The organism is Clostridium sp. (assembly GCF_021372645.1).
Lineage (GTDB): Bacteria > Bacillota > Clostridia > Clostridiales > Clostridiaceae > Clostridium.
This window is the reverse complement of sequence record NZ_JAJFUC010000079.1, coordinates 1-18,615: the sequence shown is the minus strand read 5'-3', so window position 1 is coordinate 18,615 and position 18,615 is coordinate 1. Positions and strand designations below refer to the sequence as shown.

The 18,615-nt window shown below is 28.0% G+C and carries 14 protein-coding genes; 12 read left to right on the top strand and 2 right to left on the bottom strand.

The genetic code is table 11. From position 1 onward, the window contains the following. Positions 1-377 precede the first annotated feature (377 nt). Positions 378-1,646, bottom strand: coding sequence for an IS4 family transposase (locus LLF98_RS12260; protein ID WP_291703988.1), 1,269 nt, complete (start codon positions 1,644-1,646; stop codon positions 378-380). Between the two features lie 492 nt (positions 1,647-2,138). Between LLF98_RS12260 and LLF98_RS12255 the strand changes: the two genes are divergently transcribed. The 6 genes from LLF98_RS12255 (at position 2,139) to prfB (ending at position 11,223) form a co-directional block, all read left to right on the top strand. After that, positions 2,139-4,367 (top strand): ATP-dependent RecD-like DNA helicase, encoded by a 2,229-nt coding sequence (locus LLF98_RS12255; protein ID WP_291703986.1) that lies wholly within the window; start codon positions 2,139-2,141, stop codon positions 4,365-4,367. Between the two features lie 19 nt (positions 4,368-4,386). Then, a complete protein-coding gene (locus LLF98_RS12250) occupies positions 4,387-5,403 on the top strand; it encodes a hypothetical protein (protein WP_291703985.1) in 1,017 nt (338 codons plus the stop codon). After that, entirely contained in the window at positions 5,376-6,032 is a 657-nt protein-coding gene (locus LLF98_RS12245; protein WP_291703983.1) for a ComF family protein, read from the top strand. Before LLF98_RS12250 ends, LLF98_RS12245 begins: the two co-directional genes overlap by 28 nt. A gap of 424 nt (positions 6,033-6,456) precedes the next feature. Then, entirely contained in the window at positions 6,457-6,987 is a 531-nt protein-coding gene (gene raiA / locus LLF98_RS12240; protein ID WP_291703980.1) for a ribosome-associated translation inhibitor RaiA, read from the top strand. Positions 6,988-7,334: 347 nt separating this feature from the next. Continuing rightward, positions 7,335-9,884: a preprotein translocase subunit SecA gene (gene secA, locus LLF98_RS12235; protein ID WP_291703978.1), complete on the top strand. Its 2,550-nt coding sequence runs from the start codon at positions 7,335-7,337 to the stop codon at positions 9,882-9,884. A gap of 243 nt (positions 9,885-10,127) precedes the next feature. Then, positions 10,128-11,223 (top strand): peptide chain release factor 2 gene (gene prfB, locus LLF98_RS12230; protein ID WP_291703976.1). Its coding sequence is split into 2 segments (ribosomal slippage): positions 10,128-10,205 and positions 10,207-11,223, totalling 1,095 coding nucleotides; the frame shifts between segments, so codons are not numbered across the junction. A 207-nt stretch (positions 11,224-11,430) separates the two neighbouring features. Here the strand turns inward: prfB and LLF98_RS12225 are convergent. Then, on the bottom strand, positions 11,431-11,763 hold the full coding sequence (locus LLF98_RS12225; protein WP_291703974.1) for a hypothetical protein: 333 nt from the start codon (positions 11,761-11,763) through the stop codon (positions 11,431-11,433). A gap of 199 nt (positions 11,764-11,962) precedes the next feature. Here LLF98_RS12225 and LLF98_RS12220 point away from each other — a divergent pair, with 199 nt between their 5' ends. The 6 genes from LLF98_RS12220 to LLF98_RS12195 form a co-directional block, all read left to right on the top strand. Continuing rightward, positions 11,963-12,658, top strand: coding sequence for a response regulator transcription factor (locus LLF98_RS12220; RefSeq protein ID WP_291703972.1), 696 nt, complete (start codon positions 11,963-11,965; stop codon positions 12,656-12,658). Further along, complete coding sequence (locus LLF98_RS12215; protein ID WP_291703970.1) at positions 12,648-14,138, top strand: HAMP domain-containing sensor histidine kinase; 1,491 nt, start codon at positions 12,648-12,650, stop codon at positions 14,136-14,138. Before LLF98_RS12220 ends, LLF98_RS12215 begins: the two co-directional genes overlap by 11 nt. Before the next feature lie 151 nt (positions 14,139-14,289). Next, positions 14,290-14,526: a hypothetical protein gene (locus LLF98_RS12210; protein WP_291703968.1), complete on the top strand. Its 237-nt coding sequence runs from the start codon at positions 14,290-14,292 to the stop codon at positions 14,524-14,526. A 259-nt stretch (positions 14,527-14,785) separates the two neighbouring features. Further along, positions 14,786-16,963: a Tex family protein gene (locus tag LLF98_RS12205; protein ID WP_291703966.1), complete on the top strand. Its 2,178-nt coding sequence runs from the start codon at positions 14,786-14,788 to the stop codon at positions 16,961-16,963. Between the two features lie 311 nt (positions 16,964-17,274). Continuing rightward, the gene (locus tag LLF98_RS12200) at positions 17,275-18,192 is read left to right on the top strand and encodes a DMT family transporter (RefSeq protein ID WP_291703992.1); all 918 of its coding nucleotides are present in this window, start codon (positions 17,275-17,277) and stop codon (positions 18,190-18,192) included. A gap of 337 nt (positions 18,193-18,529) precedes the next feature. Beyond that, the coding region (locus LLF98_RS12195; protein WP_291703990.1) for a MerR family transcriptional regulator at positions 18,530-18,615 on the top strand (86 nt) is incomplete at its 3' end.

Below are 18,615 nucleotides of genomic sequence, written 5' to 3'. Positions count from 1 at the left end.
TCCGGAGTCAAATGGTTTAAGAGATGTTATTATTCTTGTAGAAGTGGTTATTATTTAAAATTTTGCTTCACACTCTATGAAAGTTAATGTTTAAAATTTACATTGACAAGATACATTGCCATAACTGAAAGCATATAATTATATTTAATTCCATTTATAATATAATGTTACATTTTATAAAAACAAATAAAACCATAATAAGTTAAATTAGTAGATATTATGGTTTAATTTAAATTTATACAAAACAACTGTACGTAGGTCAGAATGAAAAATTTACTACAAATTTTGAATAGCGTATGCTATATACCTTAAAAAATGGTATAATTAATAAACCTACTGGTAAAAGTAGATTTTTGGAAGTGTTTGGGTTTTATAACTTATATGCAAGATTTCCTTTGAGAATGATGCTTTTTCCTTGGGTGTTTGTTTTTTCGCTCATAATTACGGTTGGGACGTATTTGTGAGCGTATTTTTTTGGCTTTTTCTAATATATTTTCTAATATTCTTTTTCCTGAAATAGGCTTTACCATCATAGCTATAATCTTTTGTAAAACTTCACTTAATATAAAATTTCTATTTGCTTGATATTCTGATTTTAAATTTTTATTATCATTATCACTTGCTATCGCAGCATCGGCATCTTTCTTAATAAGTGACGCAACCATGGATATATAAATAGATGCATAAAAATCTTGTTCAATTGCAATTGGCTTAGTTCCAGAAAATTCTTCTATTTCAATACTACTTTTAAGTTCTTTATATTTGCATTCAACTCCCCATCTAAGAAAATATAATTCTTTAAATTGAGGATGAGTAATAATTTCATCAAAAATATTGGTTACTAATATTTCAGTGGTATCATCAGAAAGCTTTATTTTTATAACCCTTAATTTTTTCAATTCTCCTTTTGACTTATATTCAAAAGTACAATCTTCAGAAGAAATAGCTTGCATTATCTTAAATGAAGATGATACTCTCATTAAGAAAAATAGCCCCTTTTTGTTTAAATAATCAAACATATCATAAGAAGGATAGCCCCTATCAAAAATTACAATACTATTGTTTATCAACTTTTTATTATTAAGTGCATTTATATGTTGTTTTGCCATTTCTCTTTCACTAGTTCTAAATTTAGTTATAGATGCATCAATTATTGTATCATTTAATACATCATATAAGGCTGACGCCGACGCAATAGCAGTTTGTACTTTATTTTGATTTTTACTTAACCCGAAATATTCACCACATTCAATTGTATCAGGAACTTGCAAAGATGTTCCATCAACAGCAAGAACATTAAATCTATTCCACTTTTTTAAATTGTTTGTTGAATTATAAAAAGAATCAACAAATAATCTGCATAATTCTTTAAATGTCTCAGGTGAAATATTTTGTCTTGCTTTAGAAAATGCTTGCTTTGATATATCAGGAAAATCTAAATATGTATGTTCTTCAATAAAATTACTAATTTCTGTAGCCATAGACTTTCGTAATGCGGAGCAAATAAAATGTACTGCATTAGAAAAAGATAATTTTCTTTTCCTTGAAAATGAATTACCTAAGCTATATGCTTCTTTAAACTCATTAGAAATAATTAATTTATTTGTTTTCTTTAAAATTTGGGATAATAATTTAATATTTTGCATAAAATCAAACCTCACTATAAATTTAATATCTATAGCGAGGCTTCATTTTTTCTAATTATTGTCAAGTGTTTTTTGAAATTTTATATACATTTCTTTAAGTTGACGACATTGTACGTACGGTGGTGTGAGAGGACGATAAATAAAATAATTATTTAGCTCCTACTCGATTGTTAAGAATTTATATATTTAGAATCACTTAAAGGAAACTCGACTCACATGGGTTTGCTGATTAAGTGATTCACACAAAATCATTTTTAAAGCAAGTTAACTCGTATGCACGAGTTAACTAAGTTCGAGGAACCCAATATAAAGGAACCTAATTTGGACTCTCACTTATCTACTTAAGAAAAAACAGTAGATATAAGAAAATAATTGTCAATGCCCAATGTTTGATTTTCAATTATTATAGAATGTATTATGATATAATTAGAAAATAAAAATAAAAGTGAAATTTTAAAATTAAATTTTATGTAAAAGATTTGGAGAGATTCTATGGAAGTTGTAAATGGTTTTGTTGAGAACATTGTCTTTAAAAATGAAGACACTGGTTATGTAGTTTGTAAAATTAGGAATGAAAAAGAGTTAGTTAGTGCTGTAGGTACAGTTCCTTTTATGAAGGAAGGTCAAAGCGTAAAATTAACAGGTTACTGGACAGTACATAAACAGTTTGGAAATCAATTTAATATTCAAGATTATGAAGAACTTCTTCCTAATTCATTAGATGGAATAGAAAAATATCTAAGTGCAGGAATAATACATGGAATCGGACCAGTTACAGCTAAGAAGATAATTGAAAAGTTTGGTGCCGAAACTTTAGATATAATGGAAAATCATATTGAAAGACTTACGGAGATAGAAGGTATAGGAGAAAAAAAGTTTCAAATTATATATGAATCTTATATAGAACATCAGGACTTAAAAAATATAATTTTGTATTTTCATAAACATGGAGTTACGAATAATCAATGTGTTAAAATTTATAAGAAATTTGGGCCAAATGCAAAACAAATTGTATCAGATAATCCTTATATATTATGTGATGAAATTTCAGGCATTGGATTTAAAACTGCAGATAGAATTGCTATGAGTATTGGAGTTGAAAGTAGCTCAGAATTCAGAATTCAAAGTGGTATTAGGTATGTAATGAATCAGTTTTGTGCTATAGGAAATACATTTATGCCTAAAAATAATATAATAGAGGAATGTGAAAAAAATTTATTGATATCTAAAGAATTAATTGAAAAAAATATATATAATATGGCAGCTGAGCAGAAAATAATTATTGAAAAAGTTAATGATGTTGAAGTTGGATTTTTGCTTCAATATTATTATTGTGAACTTGGAGTAACTAGTAAAATAATCACTTTAGGGCTACAACAAATACAAACTATAAATTCAGATGTTGATTTTGAAATTGATGTTTTTGAGAAAGAGCAAAAAATACAGTTTGCACTATCTCAAAGAGAAGCAATTAGTGGTGCTTTTAACAATGGTATAGAAATAATTACAGGTGGTCCTGGGACAGGTAAAACTACCATTATAAAAGCTATAATTCATATTTACGAAAATAATGGTATGAAAGTAGTACTTGGAGCTCCAACTGGAAGAGCAGCCAAGAGAATGACTGAATCTACTGGGAGAGAGGCAAAAACAATACATAGACTTTTAGAAATGGGAGTTTCAGAAGATGATGAATCAGTTTTTGAAAAGGGAGAATCATCACCATTAGATTGCGATGTATTAATTGTTGATGAAGCATCTATGATTGATATAATTTTAATGCAAAGTCTGCTTAAAGCTATTAATTTAGGCACAAGATTAATAATTGTTGGAGATGTTGATCAATTACCATCTGTTGGGCCAGGAAATGTATTAAAAGACCTTATAGAGAGTGAATATATAAAAGTAGTAAGATTAAAAGAAATATTCAGACAAGGTGCAGAAAGCTTAATTATTGTAAATGCACATAGAATTAATCAAGGTAAAATACCATTATTAAATCAAAAAGATAAAGATTTCTTCTTTATTAATGAAGATAATCAAGATAAAATTTTAAACACTATAATAGATTTAATGAATAGAAGGCTTCCTAAATTTAATGAATCTTGGGATATATTAAAGGATATGCAGGTATTAACTCCTATGAGAAAAGGATTACTTGGAGTCAATAATTTAAATATTAGACTTCAAGAAATATTTAACTCACAATCAAAGGATAAAAAAGAAAAGACTTCTCGAGATATATTATTTAGAGAAGGAGATAAAGTCATGCAAACTAAGAACAACTATACTCTAAAATGGATTAGAGTAAATGGTTTTGGTGAGAATGAAGGTGTTGGAGTTTTTAATGGTGATTTGGGATTTATTGAAAGCATTGATGAAGAAAGAAAAGCTTTAACAATTATATTTGATGATGAAAGGAAGGTGAGTTATGATTTTAATTTTCTAGATGAATTGGATTTAGCATATGCAACTACAATCCACAAGAGTCAAGGAAGTGAATTTAAAGTTGTAATTATTCCAGTATTTATGGGATCACCTTTTTTAATGAATCGTAATTTACTTTACACAGGAATTACAAGAGCAAAGCAATTAGTGGTTGTAGTTGGATTTCAAAAAGCATTAATGTATATGATTAATAACATGAATAGTGTAGAACGATATTCAGCCTTAAAGCATAGAATTAGAAATATAATAACTAAAGATGAGTTTGAAGATTAAATTGAAAGGAGATATATGTATGAGGGAAGTATGCAAAGTAACTCAAGAGGACTTAAAATATGCATGTGATAAAATAGATTATTGGTACAAGAAAAGTATTAAATTTTTAACAATAATCACAGTTCCATTTAATACACCATGTATTTTTTCAAATATAATAAGTAATATAGCTCAAAATAATGGAAAAGTATTATATGTATGGGGAAAAAGTGGAGAAAATAGAGAATTAATTAATATAATAAGAGAATTTAATGCAGGGATAACTCACTCATATATTCAAAAAGGAGTTTCAGATACAAAGTTGACATTCATACATCATGATAATTTAGCAAGAATTAATGATAAATATGATTTGGTGATTTTTGATGATATAACTTATTTTTCAAATTTAAGTAGCACTAATGTGAGAGAGGGATTGGATATCTGTGCAAGCTTAGGTGAAAGAGTTTTATTGTATAGTATAGAGAAAATGGCATTAGTGGGTGAAAAATTTGAGCTCGCAGCATACAATTATAAAAAACCTTTTGTAGAGCCTAGGATATTGACAACTCGAATAGATTTAAATGTAGACATTCCATATACTCTTTATGATTATCTTAAATGGTTTAAAGAAAATAATCATAAAGTAGCTATTTATGTACCTAATAAAGAAAAGCTTAATATAGTTTATGATTATTTTTCTAACAAACTAAAGCTTTCAGAAGTTAAAATAATAAAAGTTTCAAAAAATGAAGAAATAAAAAGATGTGAAAGAGTATCAAAATATAAATATAAGGCAATATTTATAATAACTAATAAAATGGAGGAGTTACTTGAATATTGTTATATTGATGATGGTGTGATACTGTTTTCTGATAATGAAAAATATAATTATAAAAAACTTTTATATATATGTGGTCAAATAAGAAATATAAACTCAAAATTACCAGAAGTTCTTTTGGTATCAAATGATGTATCGGAAGATATGGATAAGGCAAAAAATATGGCAAGAGATTTCAATAAAAAAGTATGGGAAAAACGGTTAAGAGAATTATAAGAAAGTTATGGGAAGGGTTAATTGAAGTAGTATATCCAAGAGAAAATTATTGTATTATATGCAAAGAAGATGATTGTTTTGGGATATGCGATACTTGTAAAAAAAGTATCAAAACTATAGATGATTTATATCAAGATGAAATAATAAGTTATGGATATTATGGTGGAGTATTAAAAGATTTAATACTAAAGTTTAAATACAAAAATAATTTTACAGCTGGAGATATATTAGCAGAATGTTTAGAAGAATATATTTTTAAAAATTTTAAGGATAAAAAATACGTAATAACATATATACCATTATCAAAAAAATCTAAAAAAACTAGAGGCTTTAATCAATGTGAATATATAGCAAAAAAGATATCTAGGGATTTATCAATTGAAATTTTAGGGGTACTGATTAAACCAAAAGAAACTAAAGAACAAAAGAGATTAAAAAGAGATGAAAGATATGAAAATATAAAAGATGCTTTTATTATAAAGAAAGGAATAGAAGTAAAAAATTACAATATTATATTAATAGATGATGTGACAACTACAGGTGCAACTCTCCAAGAAGCATATAAATTATTAAAAAAATTTGAGGTAAAAGACATAAAACTCTTGACCTTAGCCAAAAGTCATATATAATATTAATGTAAAGCTAGGTTTGTGGTTGAAAGTCGAAGCTAGTCGCAGGCAAAACGATCCACGTAATTTAGACAAAATGTCTAAGGAGCATGGTGCGGTATAGAAGTAAGCCCTGCCAGTGTACAGTACTGAGAGGGTTAGTAGTGAGGGATTAAATTCTATTAGCAAAAGCTCCAGCAGGCGAGTGTGGGGTCAAAAACCAGGTCAACTAGCTTTACTCTTTATTTATATGTAAAAACATCTCAAAAAAATATAATTCAAAGTTTATCTAATCCACAATTTTAAGGATTAGTTTTTTTTGAAATAAATTATCAGAATTTACTGATAATTATCTTGTAAAATTTGTGAAAAAGTGATAAAATATTATTAACTTAAATATATTAAATTTAACAAATCTTTTTCATGCAGAGAGGGGCTGGAATTAATGAAAGTGACAGTTATAGCAAAAAATATGGAACTAACAGATGCACTAAAGGAAATAGTGCAAAAAAAGATAAGTAAATTAGAAAAGTATTTTGAAGCCAATATAGAAGCAAAAGCTACATTGAGTGTTCAAAAAAATAGGCATATAATTGAAATCACTATTCCATTTAATGGAGTCATATTAAGAGGGGAAGAAGCAACTTCAGATATGTACAAATCATTAGATTTAGTAGAAGATAAGTTAGAAAGACAAATTAGAAAGCAAAAAACTAGATTGTCAAGAAAACATAGCGGATCATTAAGATTCGGTGAAATAAATAATATAGACCTTAAATCAGAAGAAGATGAGGGTAAATTGGTTAAAGTAAAGAAATTTGGTGTTAAGCCAATGAATTCCGAAGAAGCAATGCTTCAAATGGATTTATTAGGACATAATTTCTTTGTATATCAAGATGCAGATAGCAATAAAGTAAATGTAATTTATAAAAGAAAAGATGGAGATTATGGTTTGTTAGAACCAGAATTTATATAAGAAGTAAAAAACAACAACTGTCCAATATGCATGTTTAACTTGCAGAATTTGGACAGTTATTTTTTATATGCCTAAGTAAAAACATTAATTTCTAAACTAAAAGTAAGGTGAGAGTATGTTTTGTCTAAAAATGGGCCAATATTATTATAATTTATGATTTAAATATTAAAAAATAATTAAATTTAAATGTTTTATATAGGATTTAATACAAAAATCGCAAGTTTTATTGAAAAATAGATAGTTAAAATGATATAATTAAAAAATACGTGATTTATAAAATAGATTGTAAATTAATAATGATGTATTAGAAATTAATATGAAATATAGAATTTCGAAAGGATGACATTATGGGACTATTAAATGCCGTATTTGGAACATATAGTGAAAGAGAAGTAAAAAGACTTAAGCCTACTATAGAAAAAATAAATAATTTAGAGGAAGCGATGCAAAAACTTTCAGATGAAGAGTTAAAAGCAAAAACTTCTGAATTTAGAGAAAGATTAAGTAATGGTGAAACATTAGATGATATTTTACCAGAAGCATTTGCTGTTGTAAGAGAATCATCAGTAAGAGTATTTGGAAAAAGACATTTTGATGAACAACTTATGGGCGGAATGGTACTTCATCAAGGTAGAATATCAGAAATGAAAACAGGTGAAGGTAAGACTTTAGTTGCAACATTACCAGCGTACTTAAATGGATTAAGTGAAGATGGGGTTCATGTTATAACAGTAAATGACTATCTTGCTAAAACTCAATCTGAAGAAATGGGTGAGCTGTATGGTTTCTTAGGATTGACTACAGGTGTAATAATTCACGACCTAAATAATGACCAAAGAAGAGAAGCTTATGCAGCAGATATTACTTATGGAACTAATAATGAATTTGGATTTGACTACTTAAGAGATAATATGGTTGTTTACAAAGAAGAAAGAGTTCAAAGAGGACTAAACTTTGCTATAGTAGATGAAGTTGACTCAATTTTAATTGATGAAGCTAGAACTCCTCTTATAATTTCAGGTCAAGGCGAAAAGTCTACTGAATTTTATAAGGTTGCAGATTATTTTGCAAAGAAATTAGTTGCAGAAAAAGATTTTACAAGAGATGAAAAAGCTAATGCAGTAATGTTAACTGATGAAGGTGTTAGAAAAGCAGAGGTAACATTCAAAGTAGAGAATTATGCTGATGCTGATAATATAGAATTACAACATTACGTAACTCAAGCATTAAAAGCAAACTTTGGCATGAGAAGAGATAAAGATTACATGGTTAAAGATGGAGAAGTAATAATTGTCGATGAATTTACAGGAAGACTTATGGAAGGTAGAAGATACTCAGATGGTCTTCACCAAGCAATAGAAGCAAAAGAAAGTGTTAAAATTGCAAGAGAATCTAAAACTTTAGCAACTATTACATTCCAAAATTACTTCAGAATGTTTAAAAAATTAGCAGGTATGACTGGTACAGCATTAACGGAAGAAAATGAATTTAGAGAAATTTATGGATTAGACGTTATTGTTATTCCAACGCACAGACCAGTAGCTAGAATAGATAATCCAGATTTAGTTTTTAGCAGTGAAATAGGTAAATTTAAGGCTGTTGTATCAGAAATAGAAAAGGTGCATGCAAAGGGTCAACCAGTATTAGTTGGTACAGTAAGTGTTGAAAAATCAGAACTTGTTTCAAGCTTGCTTAAGAAAAAGGGAGTGCCACATCAAGTATTAAATGCTAAGTTTCATGAACAAGAAGCTGAAATTATAAGTCATGCTGGAGAGCTTGGTATGGTTACTATAGCTACTAATATGGCAGGTCGTGGTACTGATATTAAGCTTGGTGAAGGTGTAATTGAAGTTGGTGGCCTTAAGATAATAGGTACTGAAAGACATGAATCAAGAAGAATAGATAACCAATTAAGAGGTCGTGCTGGTAGACAAGGAGACCCTGGTGAATCAACATTCTTTATTTCACTAGAAGATGATTTAATGAGAATATTTGGATCAGAAAAGATTCAAGGAGTTGTTGAGAAATTAGGACTTCAAGAAGAAGAAGCAATTGAAAGTAAAATGGTTTCAAAAGCTATAGAAAATGCTCAAAAGAAGGTTGAAGGTAATAACTTTGACATAAGAAAACAATTATTAGGTTATGATGATGTAATGAATATACAAAGAGGCCTTATTTATAAGCAAAGATCAGAAGTTCTTGAAGGTGAAGATGTAAAAGAAGAAGTATTATCAATGTTAAAAGAAATTATAACAAATGCTGTTAATACTCATATTACAGGTGAAACTGAGGAGTATAGAGAAGAATTCTTAAACTTAATGGTATGCTTACAAGAAATATGCATACCACCAAATTCAGTTAATTTACCTAGTCTTGAAAATCTTTCAAATGAAGAAATAGCTCAAAGTCTTTATGAAACTGCATGTAAGTTCTATGAGCAAAAGGAAGAAGAATTTACTTCAGAAAGATTAAGAGAAATTGAAAGAGTTGTTCTTTTAAAAGCTGTTGATACTAAATGGATGAATCATATAGATAATATGGATCATTTAAAACAAGGTATTGGACTTCAATCATTTAAGCAAATTGACCCAGTTCAAGCATACCAAATGGAAGGTAGTGAAATGTTTAATGAAATGATTGGAGCAATCAAAGAAGAAACAGTTAAACTATTATTCCATGTTAAAATAGAAAGAGCGCCAGAAAGAGTAAGAGTTGCACAAGAAACTGCAGCAATTCATATTGATACCTCAAGTCCATCAGCAAAACCAGGAGCAAATCCAGGACCAGGAGGTCCAAGTGTAGGGCCCGTTAGAAATCTTGATAAGCATGGAAGAAATGATTTCTGTCCATGTGGTAGTGGGAAGAAATTTAAGAATTGCTGTGGAAGAGAAGCTTAATTCAGTGAACAATTAAGGTGAAAAGCTCTAAGAAGTTTTTGAAAGAATATATATGATATAATAAATTCCGTAGATATTTTAAGAATAGTTGTTTACTATCTAAGTAGCAATTTTGATTGAGATTTTCTACGGAATTTTTGCAAAGTAGTTTTTTTGAAATTGTCAATTATTAATGGTTGATCAATTGATAATTAACTATTGAGAAATTATTATTATTTAATTATTTGAAAGAGGTGAAAATAGATGATTATTGAGCTTGAAAAGGAATTAATAAAGCTTCCAATTATAAAGAAATCTATAGAAGAAATGGGGGATTCACTTTGACAGGGGAGGTTTAGAAAGAGAACTTCATGAATTAGAATGCCAAATGCAAGAAGCTGGATTTTGGGATGATACTAAAAGATCGGAAGAAGTTACTAAGAAGAGTAAAGCTGTAAAAGACAAAATGGAGGGTTTTGATAAATTAAAATCTCAGCTTGAAGATGTGGAAGTATTGAAAGAAATGATGGAAGAAGATGATGAAGAATCTGCTAATGAAATAATACAAACAATGAGAGATATAGAAGCTCAAATTGATGATTATAATATGAAGGTGCTCTTAAGCGGAGAATATGATAAAAATAATGTAATCTTAACTTTACATGTTGGCGTTGGGGGTACTGATGCTAATGATTGGACTCAAATGCTTTTAAGAATGTATACGAGATGGTGCGAAAAGCAAGGTTATAATGTTGAGACTTTAGATTTAATTCCAGGAGATGAAGCAGGAATTAAAAGTGTTACCTTAAAAGTTACTGGTGAGTATGCATATGGATACTTAAAAGCTGAAAAAGGAATTCATAGATTGGTTAGGATTTCACCATATAATGCTAATGGCAAAAGACAAACTTCTTTTGCATCTATGGAAGTGCTGCCAGAACTTACAAAAGAGCAAGATATAAATATAAAACCTGATGATCTTAGAATAGATACCTATAGATCAGGAGGTGCTGGAGGACAGCATGTTAATACAACTGATTCAGCAGTAAGAATTACGCATCTTCCTACAGGGGTAGTTGTCCAATGTCAAAACGAAAGAAGCCAATTTTCTAATAGAGATACAGCTATGGAGATGCTTAAATCTAAATTAGTTGAATTAAAAGAAAGAGCACATAAAGAAAAGATTGAAGACTTAACTGGAGAGTTGAAAGACATGGGCTGGGGAAGTCAAATAAGATCATATGTATTCCATCCATATAGCATGGTTAAAGATCACAGGACAAATGTAGAAACATCAAATGTTACAGCAGTTATGAATGGGGAAATAGATATGTTTATAAATGCATATTTAAAGCAGTAATAATGTAAATATAAAAGGTAAAAACTGCACTTATGCGTATATTCCGCAGAAATAAAGGGTACTCTGATGTAACACTACACAAAAGAGGTCCCTTTATTTCTAGTTTGCATATATTAAAAGTATAAAAAGCCCGCTTTTGTTTATAACAGAGTGAGCTTTCTTTATACTTGTGGATAAATTTTATGTTTTTGAAAGTTCCGTATATAATCAAGCAATCTTATAAAACATATCAACCAAGGAATATACTACAGTAAGAATCAGACAAACATATAAAGATATATTTAATCCAGGTTTCAGAATTGAAATAACTCCACCAATTACTAGTGCTAGAATTATTATTACACTAACAAATTTAAAAAAAACGGATTTATTTGTTAATAAGGTTGTAACAGAAGAGAACATTATTAAAATGAGCGTTAAAAAGTAAAATATTTTTTTTAAATCAGTGGAATAATTCATTATTTTAAATTCATTTAATGCAAGAAGTCCAAGTAAGAATAATAATAAAAAAGAACATATTTTACTAATGTTTTTAATCATAAACCCACCATCCTTTGGTAAATATTTACATAATAATTATACAGTTAGATTTTTATTTGAGCAATATAAAAATTTATCGTTATTTTCTTTCTAGTGCCTTATTTACAATAAAAAGTATCATAATGAAATTAATTCCTAGGATTGCATAAATATATGGTAAAATATATTCATAATTTAAATTAAGGGGTTGCAGTTATATATGAATATTTTAATAGCAGAAGATGAGAAGGATATTAGAAATCTCATTTCATTACATATGAGAAAAGAAAATTATAATGTTTACGAAGCATCTGATGGAAGAGAAGCTTTAACAATATTTGAAAATGAAAAAATAGATTTGATTTTATTAGATACAATGATGCCTAATGTTGATGGTATTTCGGTGATACAGAATGTACGAGCTGTTTCAACAATTCCTATTATCTGTATTACTGCAATGGGAAATGATTCTGACAAGGTTTTAGCATTAGGACTTGGAGCTGATGATTATTTGGTAAAGCCAATAAGTCCAATTGAACTTTCGGCTAGAGTAGCATCTAATCTTAGGAGATGTTATAAATATACTGAACACAAAGATATAATATATACAACTGGTGAATTAAAATTATTTACTGAAACCTTTGAAATTTATAAGGGGAATAAAAAGATTGATTTAAACCCAAAAGAATTTAAAATTCTAAAATTATTAATCTCTAATTTAGGAAAAGTATTTACCAAAAAACAAATTTATGAACAGGTATGGGAAGATGCATATTTTGGTGATGCTAATAATATAATGGTTCATTTAAGCCATATTAGAGAAAAGATAGAAGATGACCCTAAGAATCCTGTTTACATAAAAACTATAAGGGGAATAGGCTATAAGGTTGAAAGGGTTAATATAAATGAAGTCTAAGAAAATAAAAAGAAGTGTTACAGCAGAATTATTTTTTATATATTTTCTTGGGTATATTGCTATTACTATAATATTAATAGTAGGTGTATTATTTTCTATTGTTACATATGAAATTTTGTGTAGTCCAAGTACATATAATTCATATTTTAAAGAGTTAGAAAATAAACTAAATGATGATTATACGAGTATAACTGATAAGGATTTATTAGACATAGATGCTTTTATTATAAAAATTAATAATGAAAGTGAAGTATCGTATTCTAGGGGAAATGTCATAGAGGAATTCAAAAGTTTAAATTTGCAAAGCTACATGTATTTAGCTGGACTAACAAAAGAAAATGAAGTTTTATTAAATGATGATCTTAGGGCATATTCTATGTTGGAAAACTTCAACAATTCAATAATTGAAACTAAAGATAATATTCAGTATTCATTATATAGTAAGTATTTACAAGAAGAAAATTCAATAATTGTAGTTGGATGTCCATATTTAGAAATTACAAAACCTAATATATTCACAAAAATAATTCCACATAATATATTTATAAAAATATTAATTTTGTTTAATGTATTATTAATTCTTTTAATTGTATATGTTTTTGCAAAAGCAACTTCTAAGCTTTTTATAAAGCCTATAAAAACATTATTGAACGGGGGAATGGAAATAACCAATAATAATTATGATGTAAATATTAAAATTGATACAAAAAATGAATTTTTAGATTTAGCAAATGGTTTTAATATGATGGCAGAAACTATAAGAAATGAGATAAGAGAAAAAGAGAAACTAGAAAAGATAAGAGAAGGTTTAATATTAGATATATCTCATGACTTAAAAAACCCGCTTACATCTATTTTAGGATATAGTGAAACGTTAATTAATAATAGAGAGCTAGATGAAAATGAAAAAATGGAGTATTTGAATATAATTAATAAAAATTCATATAGAGCAAATAAGCTTATGAATAATTTATTTGAATTTTCCTTATATGATAATTCTGATTATAAATTCAACTTAATAAAAACAGATATATCAGAATTTATGCGTGAAACAATTGCAAGCTATATTCCAGAATTTGAGCATAATAAATTTGAATATGATTTTGATATCCCGGAAGAGTCTTATTATGTAATGATTGATGAAGAGAAATTAACTAGAGCAATTAATAATATTTTAGATAATAAGATTAAATATAATTCCGCAGGAAGTGAAATCAATGTAAGAGCTGAAATTAGAGAAAGATACTTTTGCATTGTTTTATCAGATAATGGAGAAAGTATTCCAGAAGAGTATAGAGAAAATATATTTAATCTGTTTGTAAGATTAGATAAATCAAGGAATTCTAAAACTGGAGGCACGGGACTTGGACTGTCTATAACAAAAAAGATAATAAACAAACACAATGGAGGTATAAGGATTATAGATAGTATAATTGGGACAAGCTTTGAAATAATGCTACCAATTATTAAAGTAAAGTAAGTAGCAATAAAATAAGATTAACTTATTACAATTTCAGTTTTAAATTATAGTTTAGATTACTTTTTTAGACCATCAGAAATAGATTTGTTTAAAATCTTGTCTAGAGCATTTGCTATAGCATTTGGTATTTGCTTTGGTGATGTGATGTTTTTTGAAAAGAAAGAAAATTAAAGTTATTATTCCTTTTGTAGGTGCTGCAATTAGAATAAAAGAAGAACCTAAAGATGCAGTAACAGAAGCAAAACTTGCAATTGGTGGTCCTTTGGTTGGAAGCATAGGTGCATTTACAAGATTAATATTTGCCTTAAGTTATTTTGGGTTAATGTTACTTCTTGGTATTGAAATAACATATGTTCATGGTATCCATGTAAATATGTTTATTCAATAAATTATATTTATTATTGGTTTAGTAATTATAACTGTGGATTGTATAAAATTCTTGATTTGAACTCAAATAAGTTTATAAATTAATAGGAATATGAGATTATTATTGCCGTTACTAAAAAAATAGTAATGGCAATAATAATTTATGTGGTAAAATATTGTTAGGATAGTAACAATATTACTAAGGTATATAAAGAAATAACAGACCAGTATATTTGTCTGTTATTTTATTTCATATGCCTAATACAAATCAGGAGGAAATTATGAATTCAATTGAAGAAAGAATTGCAAAAGAGTTAGAAATAAAATTAGGGCAAGTTCAAAGTGTTATTGAACTTTTAGATGATGGGAATACAGTTCCCTTTATTTCAAGATATAGAAAAGAAGTTACGGGTGGACTTTCAGATGAAGTTTTAAGAAAGTTATCTGAAAGACTTACATATTTAAGAAATTTAGAAGAAAGAAAAGTGGCTGTTACAAGAATAATACAAGAACAAGAGAAGTTCACAGAGGAAATTGGAAACGCTTTAGAAAAGGCAACAACTTTAACAGAAGTTGAAGATATATATAGACCTTATAAACCTAAAAAAAGAACTAAAGCAACAATAGCTGTGGGAAAAGGATTAAAGCCTCTTGCAGAATTAATTTTAGAAGGTAAATTTAGCAGTGATTTAAATGAAGAAGCATCTAAATATATAAGTGAAGAAAAAGGCGTAGTAAGTAGTGAAGATGCTATTTCTGGAGCTTTAGATATAGTTGCTGAAAGTATCTCAGATGAAGCTAAATATAGAAAATATATAAGAGACTTTGTTATGAGAGAAGGAAACATAGAAAGCAAGGGAGAATCTAAAGAATCAACACCATATGAAATGTATTATGAATATTCAGAAGCAGTAAATAAAATACCACCTCATAGAATATTAGCTATTAATAGAGGAGAAAAAGAAAAAATACTAAGTGTTAAAATTACTGTAAATGAAGATAAGATAGTGCAATATTTAGAGAATCAAGTATTAAAGAAAAATCCAGTTTTAGATGAAAAACTAAAACTTGCAATAAAGGATTCATTAAAAAGATTAATTTATCCATCAATTGAAAGAGAAATCAGAAGTGAATTAACTGATATTGGTGAAGAAGGTGCTATTAACATTTTCAAAGAAAATCTAAAAGCATTATTGCTGCAAGCTCCAATCAAGGGGAAGGTAGTAATGGGATATGACCCTGGATTTAGAACAGGTTGTAAGATTGCAATATTAGATGCGACAGGAAAGTTCTTAGAAAATACAGCAGTATATCCAACAGTGCCTAAAAGAGATATTGAAGGAACAAAGAAAACTTTAAAAGCACTTATTGCTAAACATAATGTTGATGTTATTTCACTTGGAAATGGAACTGCATCTAGAGAATCAGAAGAAGTAATTGCTGAAATGATTACTGAAATAAAAAATGAAACTGGAAGAGAATTAGCATACGTAATTGTATCTGAAGCAGGAGCATCAGTTTATTCAGCATCAGAACTTGCAACTAAGGAATATCCAGATCTAGACGTTACCGTAAGAGGAGCAATTTCAATAGGTAGAAGACTGCAAGATCCACTTGCTGAATTGGTTAAAATAGATCCTAAAGCAATTGGTGTTGGGCAATACCAACATGACGTAACGCCTAAAAAACTAGAAGAATCTTTAGCTGGAGTAGTAGAAGATTCAGTTAATACTGTTGGAGTTGATTTAAATATAGCAACACCATCACTTTTAACACATATTTCGGGAATAAATGCAGCTATTGCTAAGAATATTGTTGATTATAGAGAGGAAGTTGGACACTTTACTTCAAGAAAAGAATTATTAAAAGTCAAGAGATTAGGACAAAAGGCATATGAGCAATGTGCAGGTTTCTTAAGAGTAGATGATAGCAAAGATCCTTTAGATAATACATCAGTCCATCCAGAATCTTATAGTGTAGCTAAAAAGTTAATTGAGCTTTTAGGATATAATAAGCAAGATCTTAAAAATAATAAACTAGGTGATATTGATGAAAGAGCAGAAGCACAAGGATTAAAAACTTTAAGTGAAACTCTAGAAGTTGGAGAGCTTACTTTAAAGGATATAATTAAAGAATTAAAGAAACCAGGCAGAGACCCTAGAGAAGAAATGCCAAAACCAATACTTAAAACAGGAATAGTTGAACTTAAAGACTTAATGCCAGGGATGGTTTTAGATGGAACAGTTAGAAATGTATCAGACTTTGGTGCGTTTGTAGATATTGGAGTTCATCAAGATGGATTAGTCCATAAGAGCCAAATGGCAAATAGATTTGTAAAGCATCCTTTAGATATTGTTAAAGTTGGAGATATAGTAAAGGTAGCTATAATAGAAGTTGATGAAAAGAGAAAAAGAATTTCTTTAACTATGAAAGATATTGATGAATCAGTAGAAATATAATTAGATAGTGGATAAAAATTTTAATAAAAGTCTTAAGAATAAATAGATTCGTTTATTCTTAAGGCTTTTTAATATATTATAATGCATATACTTTTTAATAATATCTAAGCAATAAAGTCTTGAAGTAAATATGATATAGTCAATTCGTGTCATGAAGGTATTAGATCAAATTAAATATATTTATGGTGGAGTGCTTATTGAATATGCACTCTTTTTTCTATAGAAACAAGTATATGATATAATAAATTGTTTATATAGAGCAAAATATAATTAAATAATTTACTACATAGGAGAAAAGTAAAATGAATAAAATTAATAAAATTAAATTTTATACAAACAGAAGAAATATTGTATTACTAGCAACCTTATGTTGCATTTTATGGGGAAGTGCTTATCCATCAATAAAAATAGGATATTCGTTATTTAATATAAACGATGTAGGATCTAAATTAGTATTTGCAGGATATAGATTTACCTTTGCAGGGATTTTAGTACTTTTATTAGAGGCAATTACAAAGAAAAATATATTTAATTTTTCTAAAAAGCAATTTGAACAAATAGCACTATTAGGTTTAATACAAACTGCTCTTCAATACATATTTTTTTATGTAGGAATGTCATATACCACAGGAGTAAGAGGGGCAATAATAAATGCAACAGGGACTTTTGTAAGTATTATATTAGCTCATTTTATTTATAAAAATGATAAGCTTAGCTTTAACAAGATAATAGGATGCATCATAGGCTTTCTGGGAGTAGTAATTGTTAATTTAAACGGACAATTCTTAGAGGGAACTTCTTTTGCTATTAAAGGCGAAGGATTTGTAATGATTGCAGCAATTATATTTGCAGTTTCAGCAATATATGGTAAGAAAATAACTCAAAATCAAGAACCATCAATAGTTACAGGATTGCAATTATTTATAGGTGGAATTATATTAACAATTCTAGGATTTATTTTAGGTGGCAGTTTAAAAGGATTCACACTAGCATCAACATCACTTTTAATTTACATGTCATTATTATCTTCAGTAGCATTTGTTATATGGACTCAATTATTAAAATACAATAAAGTAGGAATAATATCAGTCTTTAACTTTTTAGTACCTGTCTTTGGAACATTCTTATCATCAATATTTCTTCGAGAAAATATATTTGATATTAAGATTTTGATAGCATTAATGCTTGTATGTTATGGAATATTCTTAGTCTATAGAGTTAAAAAATAAAGAAGATCAACTTATTAAAATGGAACCTATAAGATAGACACTATAAAAAGAGTCTATTCATATAGGTTCTTTTTCGTTCTGCATTGCTGAGGTAATTGATGATATGTTTTTTTTATCTTATTGGAACAATTATCTTTGGATTAAAATCCTAATCTAAGTGATATAATTATATTAGATGTTTATGAGAAAGAGGGAGTTACAATGTTAATAGAAAAAATTAATTTGTGGGAAAATAATAAAGAGGCAGACAACAGTTGAAAAAAGTTTATAAAAACTTATAAATATATATTTATTTTTAATACAGTTTATTGCATAATAATTTCAAGGAGTGATTAACTTGAAATATTATTCAATAGGAGAATTTGCAGAACTTATAGGTAAGACAGAGCAAACATTAAGAAATTGGGATAAAAAAGGTACGCT